Source organism: Psychroserpens sp. NJDZ02 (assembly GCF_004843725.1).
Classification (GTDB): domain Bacteria; phylum Bacteroidota; class Bacteroidia; order Flavobacteriales; family Flavobacteriaceae; genus Olleya.
On record NZ_CP039451.1, the window covers coordinates 3,162,771 to 3,180,301 of the forward strand.

At 30.0% G+C, this 17,531-nt stretch carries 16 protein-coding genes; all 16 read right to left on the bottom strand.

Annotation, left to right across the window (positions count from 1 at the left end; genetic code table 11):
- Positions 1-165: 165 nt before the first annotated feature.
- Positions 166-636, bottom strand: coding sequence for a hypothetical protein (locus E9099_RS13900; RefSeq protein WP_136584148.1), 471 nt, complete (start codon positions 634-636; stop codon positions 166-168).
- Entirely contained in the window at positions 637-1,524 is an 888-nt protein-coding gene (locus E9099_RS13905; protein WP_136584149.1) for a DUF3289 family protein, read from the bottom strand.
- 3 nt (positions 1,525-1,527) lie between these two features.
- Positions 1,528-3,339 carry a type VI secretion system Vgr family protein gene (locus E9099_RS13910; protein ID WP_136584150.1) on the bottom strand — a complete coding sequence of 604 codons (1,812 nt, stop codon included), beginning with the start codon at positions 3,337-3,339 and terminating at the stop codon, positions 1,528-1,530.
- Between the two features lie 628 nt (positions 3,340-3,967).
- Positions 3,968-4,276 carry a hypothetical protein gene (locus E9099_RS13915; protein WP_136584151.1) on the bottom strand — a complete coding sequence of 103 codons (309 nt, stop codon included), beginning with the start codon at positions 4,274-4,276 and terminating at the stop codon, positions 3,968-3,970.
- A 21-nt stretch (positions 4,277-4,297) separates the two neighbouring features.
- On the bottom strand, positions 4,298-4,978 hold the full coding sequence (locus E9099_RS13920; RefSeq protein ID WP_136584152.1) for a hypothetical protein: 681 nt from the start codon (positions 4,976-4,978) through the stop codon (positions 4,298-4,300).
- An 890-nt stretch (positions 4,979-5,868) separates the two neighbouring features.
- Positions 5,869-6,642, bottom strand: a complete 774-nt coding sequence (locus E9099_RS13925; RefSeq protein ID WP_136584153.1) for a hypothetical protein — start codon at positions 6,640-6,642, stop codon at positions 5,869-5,871.
- 5 nt (positions 6,643-6,647) lie between these two features.
- A complete protein-coding gene (locus tag E9099_RS13930; RefSeq protein ID WP_136584154.1) occupies positions 6,648-7,337 on the bottom strand; it encodes a hypothetical protein in 690 nt (229 codons plus the stop codon).
- A 5-nt stretch (positions 7,338-7,342) separates the two neighbouring features.
- On the bottom strand, positions 7,343-9,943 hold the full coding sequence (locus E9099_RS13935) for an OmpA family protein (protein WP_136584155.1): 2,601 nt from the start codon (positions 9,941-9,943) through the stop codon (positions 7,343-7,345).
- Positions 9,944-9,949: 6 nt separating this feature from the next.
- Positions 9,950-10,444 (bottom strand): DUF4280 domain-containing protein, encoded by a 495-nt coding sequence (locus E9099_RS13940; RefSeq protein WP_136584156.1) that lies wholly within the window; start codon positions 10,442-10,444, stop codon positions 9,950-9,952.
- Positions 10,445-10,456: 12 nt separating this feature from the next.
- Positions 10,457-11,626, bottom strand: a complete 1,170-nt coding sequence (locus E9099_RS13945; protein ID WP_136584157.1) for a hypothetical protein — start codon at positions 11,624-11,626, stop codon at positions 10,457-10,459.
- A 43-nt stretch (positions 11,627-11,669) separates the two neighbouring features.
- Positions 11,670-12,326: a hypothetical protein gene (locus E9099_RS13950; protein ID WP_136584158.1), complete on the bottom strand. Its 657-nt coding sequence runs from the start codon at positions 12,324-12,326 to the stop codon at positions 11,670-11,672.
- Positions 12,327-12,329: 3 nt separating this feature from the next.
- Positions 12,330-13,838, bottom strand: a complete 1,509-nt coding sequence (locus tag E9099_RS13955) for a matrixin family metalloprotease (RefSeq protein ID WP_136584159.1) — start codon at positions 13,836-13,838, stop codon at positions 12,330-12,332.
- Complete coding sequence (locus tag E9099_RS19255) at positions 13,825-13,995, bottom strand: hypothetical protein (protein ID WP_168800758.1); 171 nt, start codon at positions 13,993-13,995, stop codon at positions 13,825-13,827. Before E9099_RS19255 ends, E9099_RS13955 begins: the two co-directional genes overlap by 14 nt.
- Positions 13,996-13,997: 2 nt before the next feature.
- Positions 13,998-15,815: a type VI secretion system Vgr family protein gene (locus E9099_RS13960; protein ID WP_136584160.1), complete on the bottom strand. Its 1,818-nt coding sequence runs from the start codon at positions 15,813-15,815 to the stop codon at positions 13,998-14,000.
- An 80-nt stretch (positions 15,816-15,895) separates the two neighbouring features.
- Entirely contained in the window at positions 15,896-16,324 is a 429-nt protein-coding gene (locus tag E9099_RS13965) for a hypothetical protein (RefSeq protein WP_136584161.1), read from the bottom strand.
- A 741-nt stretch (positions 16,325-17,065) separates the two neighbouring features.
- Positions 17,066-17,461 (bottom strand): type VI secretion system tube protein TssD, encoded by a 396-nt coding sequence (gene tssD, locus E9099_RS13970; protein WP_136584162.1) that lies wholly within the window; start codon positions 17,459-17,461, stop codon positions 17,066-17,068.
- Positions 17,462-17,531: the final 70 nt, after the last annotated feature.

The window sequence follows — 17,531 nt, forward strand, 5'->3', positions numbered from 1 at the left end:
GTTTCAATCATAGCTAGATAAGTTAGATTTAAAACTCCAAAAATTGGTCACGATGTATAAATGTACTCCATGAGGCCACGCAAAGGCTATAACTAACGATACTCATTATCAGATATTTCATTTTTTTTATGAACTTAGTTTCGTCATTTTATTTAAAAGATTTATTTACTGTTCAAATTCAAAATTCTCTTTCTTTTTTTCTATTCCATCGTAGATAACATCGCTATTTTTTATATAATATAAAATGTCGTTTTTGTTATCTATAAATCTACTATATAGTATTAGATCGTTGTTTTTACCATCTAAGAATTCTCTAGTTTTATTATAAGTGCTATTAAGTTCTTCAGTTTCTTTATAAATGTAAATTGAATAAAGACTGTACTTGTTTTCTATGTTTTTTTTATGGTCGTCAATTAACTTTTGTAGCTTGTTGTAGTATGTTGTGTTGTATTCAAAATCACCTTCTAAATAAAAATAATCTATCCTGTTAAGCACATTGTTTTTTCCTGTAAATTCATAAAAAAATGGACTTAACGGTTTTATCGCCATCTCTTTACCTTCGATTTGATTATTGTTTTGCATTTTGTTATTGCATGAAATTAAAATAAGGACTGAAATAAATAGTATATTTTTCATTTATGAACGTTTTGAGTTTCCACTTAAATACACACTTCTATAAAATTCAGTTATAAATGGCTTTGCAGATCTGTAATGCTGAAGTATATACCAAGCCTTAAAAAAATCTCCAGTATGGTACTGAGGTATCCTATCCGAGCCATGTTTAACAATATCATCCCAGTCTAAACCAAAATGGTCATAAAAAGTATATAGTAAAGTGCCTTGCCATAATCCAGTACAGGAATTATGACTGTAATTTTTTAATTCGGCTTTTACACTCCATACTTGATGTACTGTAATACCAAGTCCAGAGACCTTGTCCCAAAATGATGAAAAGTTTAATAAATTCATGGCTATTGAAGACATATTTGCAGGATTGTAAGCAGCATTTTTTAATTCAGTTTTCAGTGCTTTTAAAAAATCACTGTGATAGGATACAAACGCATTGTTATTTGCAATTTCATTATCTAAAATTTCATTTTTATAAGTACCTCCAATACCTTGTGTGAAATGATTAGCCATATCTAAAGCTAGTGTTTCCATTTTTCCTATGGATAGAGAACTCATTAAGGTGTTTAAATAAAGTCCCAAGTCAGAATCACTTTTAAGAAAAACGGGATCTTGTTTTATAGATACTGATCTTGGAGGTTTGTCTGCATAATACATATCTTCAGCTTTAGTGCCATCAAAATTATATCCAGGATCGCGTTTTGCTTTACCAATAGTAACTTGATTTACTCTTGTTATTTTACAATCCTCATTATCACCATAACTAACACCACTTTCATTGCCAATTTCTTGTACCGTTGTGCTAGCAGAGAATGCAACATTACTTTCTGTTGCATAGAAATTATGGTCATTCTCTGTTTTAGTAGTTATAATACCATTTACTATTCTTTGTCGCATAGCTTAAAAATTATTTCCTTTTTCGCCACTATTATTCTGTATTTGTCCTTTTGCGTTTTTAGTTATATTACCATTGTTACTAGTAATTTTTATTTCGGAAGCAGATTCCTCTCTTCCTTTGACAACTTCAGACGTTAAATCTCCTTGAATAAATTCCATTAAATTACCCATGACCATCATGTTAGCATTTGCACCAACAGTTGTAGACTTCGTCATTCCAGTGCTTTCGCTAGAGTTCAGACCAATAGAATCTGTTTTATTCATACCCACAGATGTGGTTAAATTTTGCTCTACATTAACAACCATGTTTTTACAATTAAAAGTCATAGTTTCTGGAGCTGTAATGTTAATATTACCACCTGTTGTATCTAAATGAATTTTATTACCACTTTTATCAGTCAGTATAATACTTTCGTCTTCTGTAAACATAAGCGTATGCCCACTTCTAGTTTTTAAGGCTTTTATTGCATTTGATGAATTTTGAAAAGCACTTGCTTTACCACCTCCATTATATAAACTACCTAACATATAGGGATGCTCTGCATTACCGCCTTCAAAGCCTATTAAGACCTCCTCGTTAACTTCTGGTATAAAATGGAACCCTTTGTCACCTCCAGCATGTGGCGTTACAATACGTATCCACGGTGTCATTTGGCCAGTTGTTTTTTGCCAAGGCATTTGTACACGTATTCTACCTAATCCATCCGGATCTGCATTTTCCATAACCACAGCAGTTTGTGTATCACTTTTAGGAAACGCATTAATGTTTGTATTAGGATAGGCATCAAAGTCCGCTGTAACAGCTTCAAATCTGTTTTCGTAATCACCGTTTTCTCTGTTACTATGTGTAATATCTATTACTCTGTAGCTAGCACCTTCAACTTTTACAATGTTTCCTAATTTGACGCCAGGGTTATCGCTTATTCCATTAAGTTTAACTTGTTGTATTTCGTAAGTTTTTTTTTGTAATTCGATGCTAGAATCTAGTCTTTGTTTAGCTTGTGGGTCATTGTATAAATTATGCCAAACTTTAGTTTTATTATTAAAGATGGTATTGGCTTTACTTGAGACAAAACCACTATATCCATTGGCGCCAGAACTGATGTCTTTTGTATCCTTTTCGTGAGTGTCGTTTAGTAAGTAGTCGTTGGCATAAAATTTATAATTATGTGATTTTGGCGTCAGGTTTAGGTTATATTCTTTAAGGTCAAAACCGTAGGTTAATACTAATTCTTCAGTTTCGGGTTTTCCAAAAATAAGTTTAGACCCATTGTAATAAAACCATTCTCCATATTGCGCAGCTAAACGACTAGCATAGTTATAAGTGCTTTCTCCATTCTGGAGGGAGTAGTGTAAGGGAGCAGTATTATTAGGTTGTATGACTACTTCTAGTTTAGACTTGTCGTAGTCACTAAAAGTACGATGTAAAATGTCTGATAAAGAGAAGTCGTTATAAGAGGCATAGTGTGGGCCATCGTCTGCAATAAAAGTAGGACTTAGGGCCGTAATTACTACTTCGTCACCTGTACTAGCTTCGTACCCTTTTATAGTTGTGACCTGAGATACAATACCTTTAAATTCTAAAGCTTTATAACCATTAAAATCATCTAAAGAGGCTATTTGTAAAGTTATGGTTTCTCCTAAATAATTTTTACTAGATTCTCCTAATGCTTGTGTCAAGTTTTCTAGGACATCCATACGACAAACAAGTTCTAGCTTATGATGAGAATCTATGCTTTGATGAAGCGTTATTGATTTAAAAGCAGAAATTTCTGTACCTGAAATAAATATAGTGGTGTTACTTTGTAATGCCATAGTCTTATTTAGTATTAAAACTGGTTTTAGTGTGTTTATTAACTTTTATAGAAAAACATACTTGTGCTTAAAACAACAAAAATAATGTGAACTTGACTTTTTATTAAAGTTTATATTAAGTTGTAAATCAAATTATTAAAATTTATATACGTTTAAAAGTCTGTTTTTGGACGTTAATAATTAAATTTCATTATCTAACCAATAACAATTCCTATTTAATGTAAAGTGATAAAACTGAAAAATAGTTACCAATCGACTTTGATTTTTTTTCTATTTTTTAGCAATAGCCCCACCATGAGCTAATAATCTTCCTTTGGGTGGTCTTATTTGTATTGCACGCACTGCACAAGTTTTATATTGCTACATTATCATTTCTATTGATTATAATTTTTTCGTTTATAGAAATAATAATAGTCTTAAAAAATAAAATGCTAATAGTAAAAAACAAGATTATCATTAGTGCTATCACAATTAATGATAGCGTCAATAATTGTGTTACTAATAACATTATAAGGAGAATAAGAATTATTCAAGAATAATCCTGGAATTATAATAATTACAACTAAAGTGGTGACGCAGAGACGGTCCACATTTTGTAATATTTTTATACTAACATAGCTCTAAGTTTTCACTTTCCAAGAGCTAATTCTGGGCATTCTGTTTCTAGCATTGCCATCATAACTAATTGTATATAAAAAGCATTGATTTCGCTATTATTGTCCATTACAGGTATATTAGTGTCTTTGTAAAAAACTTCTAATTCCTGTTTGTTTTCTTTTATAGCGTCTTTGAGGCATTTTCTTACACCGTCAGATTCTTGATTAGTAGTTGCACAAGCGCATGCTAATTTTGCTGTTTTAACAGATGCAGATTCATTTTTTGTACAACTAGTTAAAAGGACTAAAAAAACAAATGCAGGAATTATTATTGTTTTCATGATAATTAGTTTGATTTAAATTTAATGACAATGGTTAGCGATGTAGTAAATAGAGTATAGTGCAATAAGTATAGGTACAAATACTAACAGTAAACCTTGAAATAAATTTTTATTGGAAATATCTTCAATAAAACTATATAGATATTGATCTTCTAAATTATATGGAGATTTGAAAAAACGATAAGATTTAATACTGCTCATTTTTGATTTTTCGTTAAATTTTTCGCCTTTTTCATTTAAGCTTGCTTTATCTAAATAAATAGAGATATAACTGTTTTTCCAAGTATTTAAGTTTAGATTAAAATAGGGTGGTTTGTGTTGGATGGTGCTTACGGTTATATTTTTTGATAGTTCATTATTAAAAAAAGTAAAATAATATTCGTTTAGTTGAGCACCTTGTCCATAAAAAGTGAAATTTTTCTCAATTACTTGATTGGTTATAATTCTATCGATTTTTAGTTTAAACTCTTTTAAACTTGATGCTTTTTTTAGAGCTAAATTTTTGTAATATTTTTTCACAAAAAGTTTTAAATAAAAATAGTATAGAATAAGAGGAATTAAATAAAATATAAAGGCTGATTTAAAGTTTAAAGTACTTGAAAATATGGACAGTAAAATAAATAAAACAATCAATCCAAAGAATAAATAAAACATTCCAAAACCTATTTGTGTAATTAAATTTGTTTCTTTTTTAGTACTCATTAAATTGGTGTTTTAGCAGTTATTGTACCATTAGCATATATCTTTCGTCATATGGAGCGCTTCTTGAACAGTAACAGCTAGTTTTGTTTGTTATTGGTTTTGTGCACAGCTGTTAAATGTGCTTATAAATAATAAATATATTAGATTTTTTCTTTATCGACACCTCATTTATAATATACCTTAATGCTAGTTTGCAGTGAGTGGTGTTCTTGTCATCCTAAAGAACCGATAGTATTATTTTTTAATAGCATGTGATCTTATTATACCTTATTTAAAATCTCTAAATATAATGCACACAGGGTTAGACGTATAGAAATATGCAAATAATTACCTTCTTTTTTATTTTATGGAATAGGATATGTTTTTTAGTAGAAAATCATATCATCTTGTACATCAGGATCTGATGTTTTGTATTGAAGTGCGGCACTACCATCTAAATTGACTAGACGTTTTAATTTTTCGTACCCCATATTTTGCAATTTAAGATTAAACGGCTTCAGTGGTCATATTTCTGTTTTTTTATAGAATAAAGTAATGACTCCGTTCATAAATTTTTCTTTAAGTTGAAAACAGAAAGCTTCTTCTTATAAGAGATTTTTCATTTGTTAGATGGTTCTTTTCTTATCAGCTTTTAGCTATAACTTGATAAGTTCCACTTTGAAGAAGTGCTTGATTAATTTGTAACTCTCCTCCATATCCTAGCTCTTTTGTTTCTTCACCATACTAATCTTGGTATGTCATTAACTAATATTGCAGCAAAGCAATAAATGTATGGCAAATTGTATATACTGGTTGTTTAATTGGTATCATTAATTTACTTTGTTTTTCGGAATGGATAACTATGTTTCACCTTTTAAAACCTTGAAGAGAGTATTTTTAGTTTTATTCCATTATCTTATAATTTCAAAATCAGTACTATCATTTTTTTTATGAATTAAAAATGGAAGATTAAATTCTTCATCATTAATGTTTCTATAGCTTAATATAGAATCCCCATTTATATTAGTTACTTCAGCTATTTTTTTATTTGCATATATTTTAGTGTTGATTTTTGAAGGAAATGGTTGTAAAATGAAATTTTCTTTACTTAATTTATTAAACAAATTATTCCACTCTCGCTTATTGTTTTGGTTTAAATAAAGCGCTTTATCAACTTCTACGAATTTTTTATTAAATAAATTAAATAATTGCTCTTTGTTTGTATTTGCTAATTTGTATATTTTTTGATAAAATTTTAAAATATCATCATTATATGAATCGTCTAATTCTATCGAAGACTTCCAACCTTCTATTGAAAATGGTACTACAGCATTAAAGGTTGCCTTTTTTACTATTATAGGATATTGTTTTTCTGTAAAAGAAGGTGTTTGATATATAAATGCTTGATTTAAATCTTCGTAATTTTGAGTAGCAGAATTGTAGGAATGCACTTTAATTTTAAGATATGCATCTTTTCTTAAAGTAGTTTCTGTTTTTAAAGGAAAAATCTTAATAGATATTTCTTGTATACCACTTTCTAGTATTAAATGATTTATTGGGTAGTGTGAAGATAAAGAACCTCCATCCATACTTTTAAACGCGAGCAAATCATTAATTAATATCTCAAAATTACAAATTGACATATCAAAGTCTACTACATAATAAGGTTTGTTAAAATTTTCCATAATTTTTATTTTAGGTATTTACCCAAAATAGGGTCGTTTGTAGAGTTATGATATCCAAAAATAATTTTTTCTGTTAATGCTTCTTTAGTTATAATTACTAATTTATTTGAAAATGCTTCTTTACCTCGGATCAAGGTATATTGATAGATTATATTGTTTTTAATCCAGGTGTTTTGATAAGGATAAGTAATTAGCTCATCATCATATTCATCTATAATTTTTTTTACACCTTGCTTTTCTGTTAAATTATTTAATATAATTAATACTTCATCGTTACTTTTATCATAGGCGATAGTATTAAAAGTTTGTTGCGGTGCCCCAAGTTTTTGTTCTAAGTGATTATAAACATCAAAGGTGTTTTCTTTTTCTAACGAGAAACTAGCAAAAATTAGTTTGTTATCAAGTGTTACTAGTTTTGCACCTATATCATCAAGCGGCAAGTTGTTGAAATTTAGTTGTTTAATCTCATCTGGAGTCCTAAAATAATAATGAGTACTAGTTTTGTCTCCTTCTAAAAAAGGTGATTTAGAGCTGTCCAGAGACCAAGCTCCAATTTGATTTTCAACTTTTGATGTCTTTATGCTTTTTAGTAGATCTTGAGCTTGAAAGTTTATAGTGTCTAGATTCAACGTTTCAGGTTTACATCCTAAAAGGAATATATAGATTATGAATATATAGTTTTTATTAAGTTTCATTTTAATTATTTATAAGGTCCGATAATATATTTTTTACTAAAGTTAGATTTATTTGGTTCAACTATTACGTATTCTCCTTTCTTTTCAAAAGTCCTTTTGAAAATTCCAAACTTTACAGATCCAACAGCAACGTATTTAGCAATGATACCTCCAAAATTTAGTTCTGGATAGCCATATAGGCCAACTTTACTGACTTCTGCTTTAATACCTCCAGAAACATACGTACTAACATCTGCTTTTACATATCCTTCAAAGCTGGCCATACCTATCTCCCCATTTGCCCATGCTTTAAATTCCATGGTCACTTGTATTTTACCTATAATACCTATCTCTCCTTTTGTGTCCGTAGGTACTAAAGTGTTGCCTTGTACTTGCCCTTTTGCATTTATACTTCCTGTAAATATTACCATAAAACTAATGCCTACATTACCCTCAATATGTTCTAAAACAAAATTTACAACCGTTCCGGCACCGGGACATATTGCATTGGGGCCATATTCTCTGAAAATTTTCCAAAGATTAATTTTACCTTCGGCTTCAATCAAAGGTTTAGACTCTATACCAATGGTGATATTCGTTCCAATTTTTGTATTGTTTTTTGGCGTTTCAAGATACCATTTTGCAGACACAGCAATTACAGGAGCTTTTATTTCAAAGCTTAATTTACCTCCATTTACAGGTGATTTTGCAATAGCATCTGTAGCGGCTTTCATTTTGTTAAAGAGCTTAAGCGTTTTTGCTATTTTTTTTCCCCACTCTTTACCAATCTCTAAATTTTGAGAATCTTCATCCCACTTAGCTTTTAATGATAGTTCAAAAGATTGAGCCATTTCTCCAAAATTTTCAGAAAGCCCTCGGTCGATTGTTGATCCAATTACTTTTTCCTGTCCTTTTTCTATGTCATAAGGATGCATTTCATTACCATATGAATAAGCAAAGGATTCAGTATGGTTCCATTTAAATTCTAATTCCCATTTAATATCTGGATAAGCTTTTATTAAAATACTATGTGCTTTTTGATTAGAATAATATCTGCAACTATGAATATGCGTTTTGTATAAAGTCGCTGAATCTGACCAATTTAGTATGTTGAATTTTGGCCATATATATTGAATTGGAGCAACGTTATATTTAGAAAGTGTTGATTGAATAGGGAACTGTAATGAGGGATTTGTTTCTTTAAACTCTTCTGCATCAGGAGATTTTACAATAATTTCTTCTTTGTGTTTTTCGGCATTTCTATAACAATCCTCGGTGTCAAAACCTAAGACATCTAATGTTACTATTTGTTTACTACTTGGCGCAGTGGTTTCAAAAACAGCAGCATTTGCTGTGTGACCATGAAAAGTAAATGAAATATCTACACGACGGGCATCTACATAGACTTCTTCGTTTTTATTTTTATAATCATCTGGGTTTTGAATATTATACTCTCCACGACCAATGCTAATAATTCTACTTGAATCTAAACCTCCATTTACAAAAAAGGTTTTAACAGAATCACTACGTTGTTGCGATAAATTTTTATTGTAATCTGCTTTACCAATTACACAAGCATAACCGGTCATCATTATAGTCGTTCCTTTATGGCCTAATAAAAAACCTAATATGTTATTTAGTTTTTTTTGCGCATCAGGAGCAATACTATAATCATTAAATTTAAAATGAATGCTGCGATTTATTTTCTCGTCGGTTGTATTACTTTTTATTTTAGTTACCCCATCTTCAAATATTGTAATAGTTTTTGTTGATGCTTTACCGTCTTTAACAAGAGGTAATGATATGGTTACTTTGTCAAACTTGCAAGGTTCATGTCTTTCTGCGTTAACCTCTGCTTTATAGACTTTTGTTGGTGTTAGGTTTTCGCTAACTTCAGCTTCTTTATCTACAACTTCATTTTTAATATTTAAATATATTGCATGATTGTCTGCACCTAAGTGATCTTTAATATATGTATTACCACTTCCTTTTTTTACTTTTATATAAAACTCTTCAACGTTTTCTGTATACCAGCCAACTTTATTTAGCCATTTTTTTGTGTTTCCAATCTTAAATGCAACTTCACCATTAACGACTTTTACGTTAGTATATCTATCTATGTAATTATCAGCCCCTATAGTTTGGTTATAAACTTCTATAGTAACTGTATCTCCATTTAACCCTTCGGTATCTAACCAGATATAAACTAGCTCTCCATATTTGATTGGAGACCCATTTTTAATATTGTTACCTGTTGGTGTTTTTCTCCAATTACTTCCTTTTATTAAAGCCTTTGTATAACCATTTATATAAAGACCTGATGGATTTTTAAAATCTCTTTTTCCAGATAAACTAGCTTCAATGTAAAAAGTATAAGGACCACATAGTTTTTTTGATATGCTAAAATAGTACCCAGTTTTCGACTTTAATTGGTATAATATTGTCTTTCTATTATTGGATTGTCGCATCCAAGTGATAGCGTTCTTTTTATCATCCTCTGTTGTTCCAGAAAACCATTCTTCTACTTTAAAGCTGGCAGGCTTTTCTGGAGGAATAGTAACATTAGTACTAGTCTTGTTATAGTACTTTCCTTGATACATTATTATTTTTTTTACACCTCTTGCCATGGTCTATTAATTTGCAGATTCAACTATTCCTTCATTATTATTCTCATTTTTCCCAAGCGCACTAGTATCCACCATTGGGTTTAATTGTGCTTGGGTATCCTCGTCTGCATTATTAATGTTTTGTTGACTAGGTTCTGAAATTTGACCGTGGTTAGTTATTGATACTACTCCTGAGCCAGCTATAGCGCAAATAGCTTTGCTATCTTCTGTTAAAATGTTACCTCCATTTTTTAATGTGACATCTTCATAGGCGCCATCCCATCCAGTAATCATTGGTTGACATGGTTTATAACTACTTGGTGTGGGTTGTAATTTGCATTGACCAAAGGTTTTATTTTTAAATGGGGTACCTATCTCTAAGGTTGTACCTATTAATTTTTTGCTTCCATTCTTGTCATTTGCGTACTCGTATGTATGTGATTTAACCTCTAGCATATCTGGTATAAATCCTTGTTGGCACTCACAAATGGCACCATGGACTACAATATGTTTTTCACTCATGATTATACTGGTTTATGAAAATATACTTCTCCAAAAGGATTTCTTATTTTCGTGTTGGTGTTTTATTAATTTTGGATGTCTTTTATTTTCAGATTCTAGATTACTATCTATTTCTGAAATTGAAATTGAGACATACTTAGACTTGTTTAATTCTAAACTACACTCTAAGAAGGCAGATTCAATTTTATGATTGTTTGGTTTTAAAAAGTATATTGTTCTAAATTTTCCTTTTGTCGATGGTTTGTCTAGAAATAGAGTAGAGAAGAACTGTTTTTGTTCTAATTCTTGTTTGCTTCTTTTATCATTGCAAATTCCTTTTGTATCTATTCTAAGTCTACTATTTTTATTGAATATTTTAGCACTTGTATTAACTTTAAACTCGACAGAAGCTGTATTTGGAATTATGGGAAATGTGATTATTTCATCTTTTTGTTTTGAATCTGGAAAATAGGTACGGTAAATTTTATTAAAATATAGATACAAAAACCAATCATTTTTTAAATAATGAAGGCATAATGATTCGTCAATCAATGTTTCTTCAAATCGTTGAAAATAATTTTTAGCTATTTCACCTTCAAAGTATTTTAACTTTGTTTTTTTTTGTTTTTCCCATCTATTTAAAATCTGACCATGATTTTGTATTTCTATTAATTGCACATTTTTATCAATCTTAAGCACTAATGGGTACAATACTTCTGTACAACTTAATGCCATCTCATCTGCAATTAAATTTGCTTCTTTATCATTTATATATGTTTTGGAAGTTATATCTATAGAGACATAATAACTACCATCTTGATCTTTAGGATAGAATCTTACACTGGTTTCATACTTTATGGTCTGTTCTTTATTAGTAGATTTAATTGTTTTCAATACACCATAGCAAAGATCTTTTGAAAAGGGTTGATGAAGTAGTTTTCCTGTAAAAGGTTTGTTTAAATTATTGGGTTCTTCTATGTTTGGATTAGCCCAAACTTCTTTACCATCTTTAAGGATATAACCTTCAGTAGGTAATATGATTTCTCGTAAAAAGTCCGGAATTCTTTTTCTAATTTGATCATGAGAAGGGGCTCTTTTGTTATGGTAGGCAATTAGTTCTTGAATTTCTAGACCATAAGTTTCCGCGACTCCTTTAATGGTGTCGTTTTCTTTGACTTTATATGTTCTTTGAATTGTTTTCAAGTTTTATATATATATTGAATCTATTGTTTTTTTGAACTATGATTTAAATAGTAGGTTCTTTTTTATTAAAAAGACAGTGTGGAAATCGAACATCTATAGAGTCTTTTAATCGGTAATTTTTTGTTTCTATAATTTCTCCTTTTTCAGAATAATATAACCATTTGCCAATTTTAAAATTTTGAGAAACTTGTCCTTCTTCCTTTATTACATAAATAGTATCTGTATTATTGAAGTAATAATCTTTCCAAAATCCATTACCATTTGTAAATGTAGTTGTATAATCTCCTATGGAAAATGTGTTATTTAAATCACCTTTTTCATCATAGAAAAAAGTACGCCAATCCTTAAAATTTGATCTAGAATTATAGTAAATACCATTGGGTAGTCCATTAATAATTTTAACATCTTGAGACGTGATACTATCTTCATGAAAACTAATATTTACTTGGTCTACTATAGTATTGTTACTTATGTTATATAATTTTCCGTCTTTAATTTTATAATTTATTAATACGTCAGCTATTTTTTTACTTTTAATATTTAAGCTATAATTATTAGTAGTCCAATATAAAATTGAATCTATATTTAATGGTGAATTTGCCTTCTCAATTTTAAGAGGATTAGAGTAGGTAGGTCTATTATTAGTTTTACAACCAATTAGCATGAAAACGCTAAATAAAAGAATAATATATGTTTTCATTTTTTAGTGATAATAGGTTTTAACTTCAGGCTTCATTATATCAGATTGCCATTTAAAAAAGACTTTTTGATTAGATAAGTCATAGTCCATAATGTTTTCTGTTGCTTTTTTTGAAAACCTTAAAAGGTTATTATTTAAAACTATGATATTATCTCTTCGATATTGTATGTTGTTATCTAATATTTTTGTGTCTTCCCGTCTTCGTTCAGGATTAGCATTATAAAAAGCACGGTTATTTGTCAAAGTTGATATTTTTGTTGCTTCATCTTGCGCTAAATCAGCTTGTGCATTTGCTAATAGGATGGCATTAGTTAGTGTTGGATCATCTTCAAAAGAATGTTCCAGTCCAAAATTATGTCCAATTTCATGTGCATAGGAGGGTAAATGGTCTATGTTGTTTTTAAAAATAATAATATGTTTACTATCTAAGGGAGCGTTATAGGATGCACCACCAGCGGTGGGAGATGTAAATGGTGTTATATATAAAAATACAGCATTTTTATTTACTAAATTAGGATACATTAATTTAAATCTATCGTTTATATAATCCATATACCTTCCAGTGCTCATCAACATAGTGGATTGATTTTGAATCATACCATTGTATTTTGGTTGATTAGAAGCATTAATCAAGGATTGTTTTCTAAAAACCCAATCTTTGGATTGATCGTATATCAATTTAACCTTAATTAAAGATTGATTCATACTTTTTTGATTTAAGTAATCCTCTAATCCTTGAATTCCTCCAATTTTTGCTAATTCAGTATCAATTATAGTCTTACTAAAGTTAGGGTCATCCCTTAAATAGGATTTAATAACATATATTTCTGTGGTGTAGTCATTGTAGTCATTATTTTTACATACCATTAGTTTACCGACTTCCACTTTTTGGCTATCTAATTTTGCAAAGACTTTAATTTCTTCATCATTTTCAAAAACTCCTCCATCACTTTTAATATTAATTTTTTTTGAATTTGAGTAGTATTTTTTAATATTAGTACCGCCAAGAGATTTATTTGTTATCGTACCTGTGATAAGGTTTTTTAGCATTAATTTTTCAGGAGTGATTTTTAAAAAAGGATTTTCATTTTCAAAAATTATTTCGGTATCATCGCTAATTAGAGTTTCTAAAGTTTCGATATCTATATCTAAATCAATTCCATTTGTTTGAATTGAAGCGGAGTGCGTAGTATTAGCTTCTATTGTATTTGGAAACATGGTTAACCAAGAACCATAATAATCGTTATTATGAGCTACTAATTTTTTATATTTAGTTTTTAAAAGATTAGTGTTTTCACAAAGGTTTAATGCAGCGTTAATTGTGTTTCCACTATGGTCTAGAATTACACTTTTAATAGGGTGAATATACTCATCCCTTAACCAATCAAAACCATACGTTCCATCATAATCTGAAGGTCGTCTAAAGTGTACTAAAAACTTTTTTAATATTTGTGGTAGCTGGGTTCTAGATGTTGCTACAGGTGATCCAAAACGAACTTTAGCTTCCGCCATTACTTATAACTTTTTTATTACTAATTAAACTTAAATCTCCATCCACTGCATCTATAGTAATTTTATCTGCGTACTTATCGTATTTACCATTAACAATAGCTTCATACTTTTTATTTGCAATAACTGAATAGTTTTTTGCTTGTCTTGTTATAGCCATAATTAAAAGAGTTTGCTTTTTTCAGCACTATTAATATTGATTGATTTTGAGCTTTGCATGGTCAAGTTGTCTTCAGCACTAAACAATGTCATTTCATTTGCGTATTCGTCAGATGTGGTGGATTGTCTACTAAAATCTCCATCGATTAGATCTTTTCTGTTTTCTGACATTTCAGTCATATTACCTGATGCATTTAGCATCATGTCTTTATTTGCTATTATAGATACATTTTTGCCAGCAGACTCATCCATGTTTTCGCCAGCATTTATAGAAATGTTTTTACCTGCAGTTATATTTATGTTTTCACCAGCATTTATATTAATATCTTTTAATGCATTTATACTAATGCTTTCTCCTGCTGTATCAATAATAATGTGATTACCTTTTTTATCAACAATGGTAATGCTTTCTCCGTTGTTTGTGTCATTGAACTCAATAACATGTCCACTTCTAGTCTTAATAGCCTTAATATCATTAGCATTACTCTGAAAAGCACCTGCTTTTGCTCCTCCATTATACAAACTACCCATCATATACGGATGCTCAGCATTATCACCTTCAAAACCAACCATTACTTCTTCATTAATTTCCGGTATAAAATGGAAGCCTTTGTCTCCTCCTGCATGTGGAGTTACAATACGTATCCAAGGCGTCATTTCTCCTGTTATTTGTTGCCATGGCATTTGCACACGTATTCTACCTAAACCATGTGGATCAGTATTTTCCATTACTATAGCAGGTTGTGTGCCGCTTTTAGGAAAGGCATTAATGTTGGTATTAGGATAAGCATCAAAATCGGCAGTAACAGCTTCAAATCTATTTTCGTAATCGCCATTTTCTCTATTGCTATGCGTAATGCTTATGACTCTGTAGTTTGCACCTTCCACTTTTACTATATTTCCTAATTTTACGCCAGGGTTATCACTAACGCCATTCAGTTTTACTTGCTGCATTTCGATAGCTTTTTTCTGCAATTCTATACTAGAATCTAATCTTTGTTTAGCTTGTGGGTCATTATATAAGTTGTGCCATACTTTAGTTTCCTTATTGTAAATGGTATTAGATTTACTAGAAACAAAACCACTGTAACCACTGGCACCAGAGCTAATGTCTTTAGCATCTTTTTCATGCACATCGTTTAAGAGGTAATCATTAGCATAAAATTTATAATTATGTGATTGTGGCGTAAGATTTAGGTTATATTCTTTAAGATCAAAACCATAAGTCAATACTAATTCTTCTGTCTCAGGCGCTCCAAAGACTAACTTAGAGCCATTATAATAAAACCACTCGCCATATTGCGCCGCTAAACGACTAGCATAACTGTAAGCACTTTCTCCGTTTTGAACAGAGTAGTGCAGGGTAGCGGTGTTATTAGGTTGTATTAGGACTTCTAATTTTGATCTATCGTAGCCGCTAAAGGTACGGTCTAGTATTTCTGCCAATGATACATCGTTATAAGAGGCATAATGTGGGCCATCATCTGCTATAAAGGATGGGCTTAAGGCGGTAATGACAACTTCGTCACCAGAACCAGCTTCATGACCTTTTATGGTGGTTATTTGTGAGACGATACCTTTAAACTCTAATGCTCTATAACCACTAAATGAAGCTAAAGAAGATGTTTGAAGTGTAATGGTTTCTCCTAAATAATTTTTACTAGATTCTCCAAGCGCTTGAGTTAGATTTTCTAAAACGTCCATACGGCAGACAAGTTCTAGTCGGTGATGGGAATCGATACTTTGCTGAAGTTCTATTGATTTAAATGCTGTAATTTCTGTTCCTGATATAAATATAGTTGTGTTGCTTTGTAATGCCATAGTCTTATTATATTATTAAAACGATACCTATAAATAAGTACGTTAAATCTATAGTTTTAGTTGTTTACTTTTGTTTTTATTTAAAACTGTGTTGATTTATTATGTTTATAAGCTTCAATTGGAAGCCAAATATTGTCTTTTTGTTGGTACCAAACTTGAATAAAATGTTCTCCATCTTTTGTTTCCCAAAAGACATGTTTAATGACTATGTTTTGGTTGCTAATTTCTATTTTAGAGAAATGTTTTTTTAGAATACTACTTGGTCCCATTAAGCCATATTCTCCCAAAACAAACTCGTTATTTGAAATTGTAAGATTGCAGGTTTTTATAGCTTTTTTATAATTTGTTTTTGATAAAAAAGGCACAGTAATTGAATCTTGTAAACATATATATATCGAGTCTAAAGTTTCTTTTTCTAAATTCGTTACAGATTTTATTTGCTTTTTTTTGCATGATAAAAATAGAAGTAAAAATGTACAGAGTAAAAAAAGGATTTTATTTTGTTTCATTAATTTAAAAGACTTGTAAATTTAACTCCAGGAATCATGGTGTTACTCTTTTTTTTATACCATGTAAATATCTATATCTAAGCTCATTTTCTATGTTCATTAATGCTTTAGTATCATCTACATAATAAGGGATTGTAAGAGTTGTTATGTTTCTTGCCGTATTAATCAGGTACATCAATTGTATGTCGGAATCCTTGTTTTAGTGTATTATGCTTCTATCTGTATCTATGTGTGCTAAATATATATTTTTGGAGTTAAAATTTATTATATAAACAACTTCTTTATAAGGACCAATTTTTGCAATATTTACAGTCCAATATTCATTTGTTGTTACCCATTGTATATCAAATTCTACATTAAATTCTTTGCGATGTAAGTATTCATTACTTGTAAATACTTTCTCTACTATAGGCGAAAAAGTGTATTTGCTTCCTCATTGTTGCCAAATAACATTGTCAGCTTTTTGATGGCAAGCTTTTTTTTATAGATATGTCCAATTAGAAAATTTCTCTCCAATAACCCAATTATATTTTCATTTTTGGCGCATAACTACTGTATTTCATCTAGGTTCTATATAAATATCGTAAAAATCTGCTTTTTTGACGTAATTCATCTTTTTAAGTAGTCGTAGGACAAATAGGTCAGTAAATAACAAGCTAGTCTTGTATATAGAATAAACGAAACTAATTATTAACTATTTATAGATATACGTTGAAAATGTTAAATACTAATTACCAAAAATTACATTTTTGCTGGCCAATTATTTGTATAGGTCGTTCCTTTTATACTGACTTCTTTTGCCGAAATAACAACACGTGTTTTTAAGGGTTGTGATCCAATAGCATCAAAATCTTCGACATAGTCCAAGCAATATGCTTCGCTAAAATCTACGGTTTTAAGGCTAGACATGTTATCTCTTTTGTAAAAGACGATACTCCCATTTTTGGTCATGTTACTAGAAATCATCCACTCTAAAAAATCTGTTTTATTTGTGGATTCTATAAGAATAGTTATTTGTCCTCCTCGAGGTTTTTGTGATGGGCGACCTGTATTATCAGCACCCTGGTGAAAACCGAAGGAGCACTCTAAAACATTCATTTGATCATCATCGATATTAAGTTTAGCTAAAAACGACATAATTTTTGGAATTAAAATGAATAAATAAAACAATAAAGGGAGTAGCTGTGAGCCCTCCCTTTATTTATAA

Excerpts from the sequence above, each read along its gene's own strand:
- E9099_RS13925 (WP_136584153.1), bottom strand. The coding sequence starts at position 6,642 with ATGGAAAATTTTAACAAACCTTATTATGTAGTAGACTTTGATATGTCA.
- E9099_RS13910 (WP_136584150.1), bottom strand. The coding sequence starts at position 3,339 with ATGGCATTACAAAGTAACACCACTATATTTATTTCAGGTACAGAAATT.
- E9099_RS13915 (WP_136584151.1), bottom strand. The coding sequence starts at position 4,276 with ATGAAAACAATAATAATTCCTGCATTTGTTTTTTTAGTCCTTTTAACT.
- tssD (WP_136584162.1), bottom strand. The coding sequence starts at position 17,461 with ATGTCGTTTTTAGCTAAACTTAATATCGATGATGATCAAATGAATGTT.
- E9099_RS13900 (WP_136584148.1), bottom strand. The coding sequence starts at position 636 with ATGAAAAATATACTATTTATTTCAGTCCTTATTTTAATTTCATGCAAT.
- E9099_RS13955 (WP_136584159.1), bottom strand. The coding sequence starts at position 13,838 with ATGGCGGAAGCTAAAGTTCGTTTTGGATCACCTGTAGCAACATCTAGA.
- E9099_RS13960 (WP_136584160.1), bottom strand. The coding sequence starts at position 15,815 with ATGGCATTACAAAGCAACACAACTATATTTATATCAGGAACAGAAATT.
- E9099_RS13965 (WP_136584161.1), bottom strand. The coding sequence starts at position 16,324 with ATGAAACAAAATAAAATCCTTTTTTTACTCTGTACATTTTTACTTCTA.
- E9099_RS13940 (WP_136584156.1), bottom strand. The coding sequence starts at position 10,444 with ATGAGTGAAAAACATATTGTAGTCCATGGTGCCATTTGTGAGTGCCAA.
- E9099_RS13930 (WP_136584154.1), bottom strand. The coding sequence starts at position 7,337 with ATGAAACTTAATAAAAACTATATATTCATAATCTATATATTCCTTTTA.
- E9099_RS13920 (WP_136584152.1), bottom strand. The coding sequence starts at position 4,978 with ATGAGTACTAAAAAAGAAACAAATTTAATTACACAAATAGGTTTTGGA.
- E9099_RS13935 (WP_136584155.1), bottom strand. The coding sequence starts at position 9,943 with ATGGCAAGAGGTGTAAAAAAAATAATAATGTATCAAGGAAAGTACTAT.
- E9099_RS13950 (WP_136584158.1), bottom strand. The coding sequence starts at position 12,326 with ATGAAAACATATATTATTCTTTTATTTAGCGTTTTCATGCTAATTGGT.
- E9099_RS13905 (WP_136584149.1), bottom strand. The coding sequence starts at position 1,524 with ATGCGACAAAGAATAGTAAATGGTATTATAACTACTAAAACAGAGAAT.
- E9099_RS19255 (WP_168800758.1), bottom strand. The coding sequence starts at position 13,995 with ATGGCTATAACAAGACAAGCAAAAAACTATTCAGTTATTGCAAATAAA.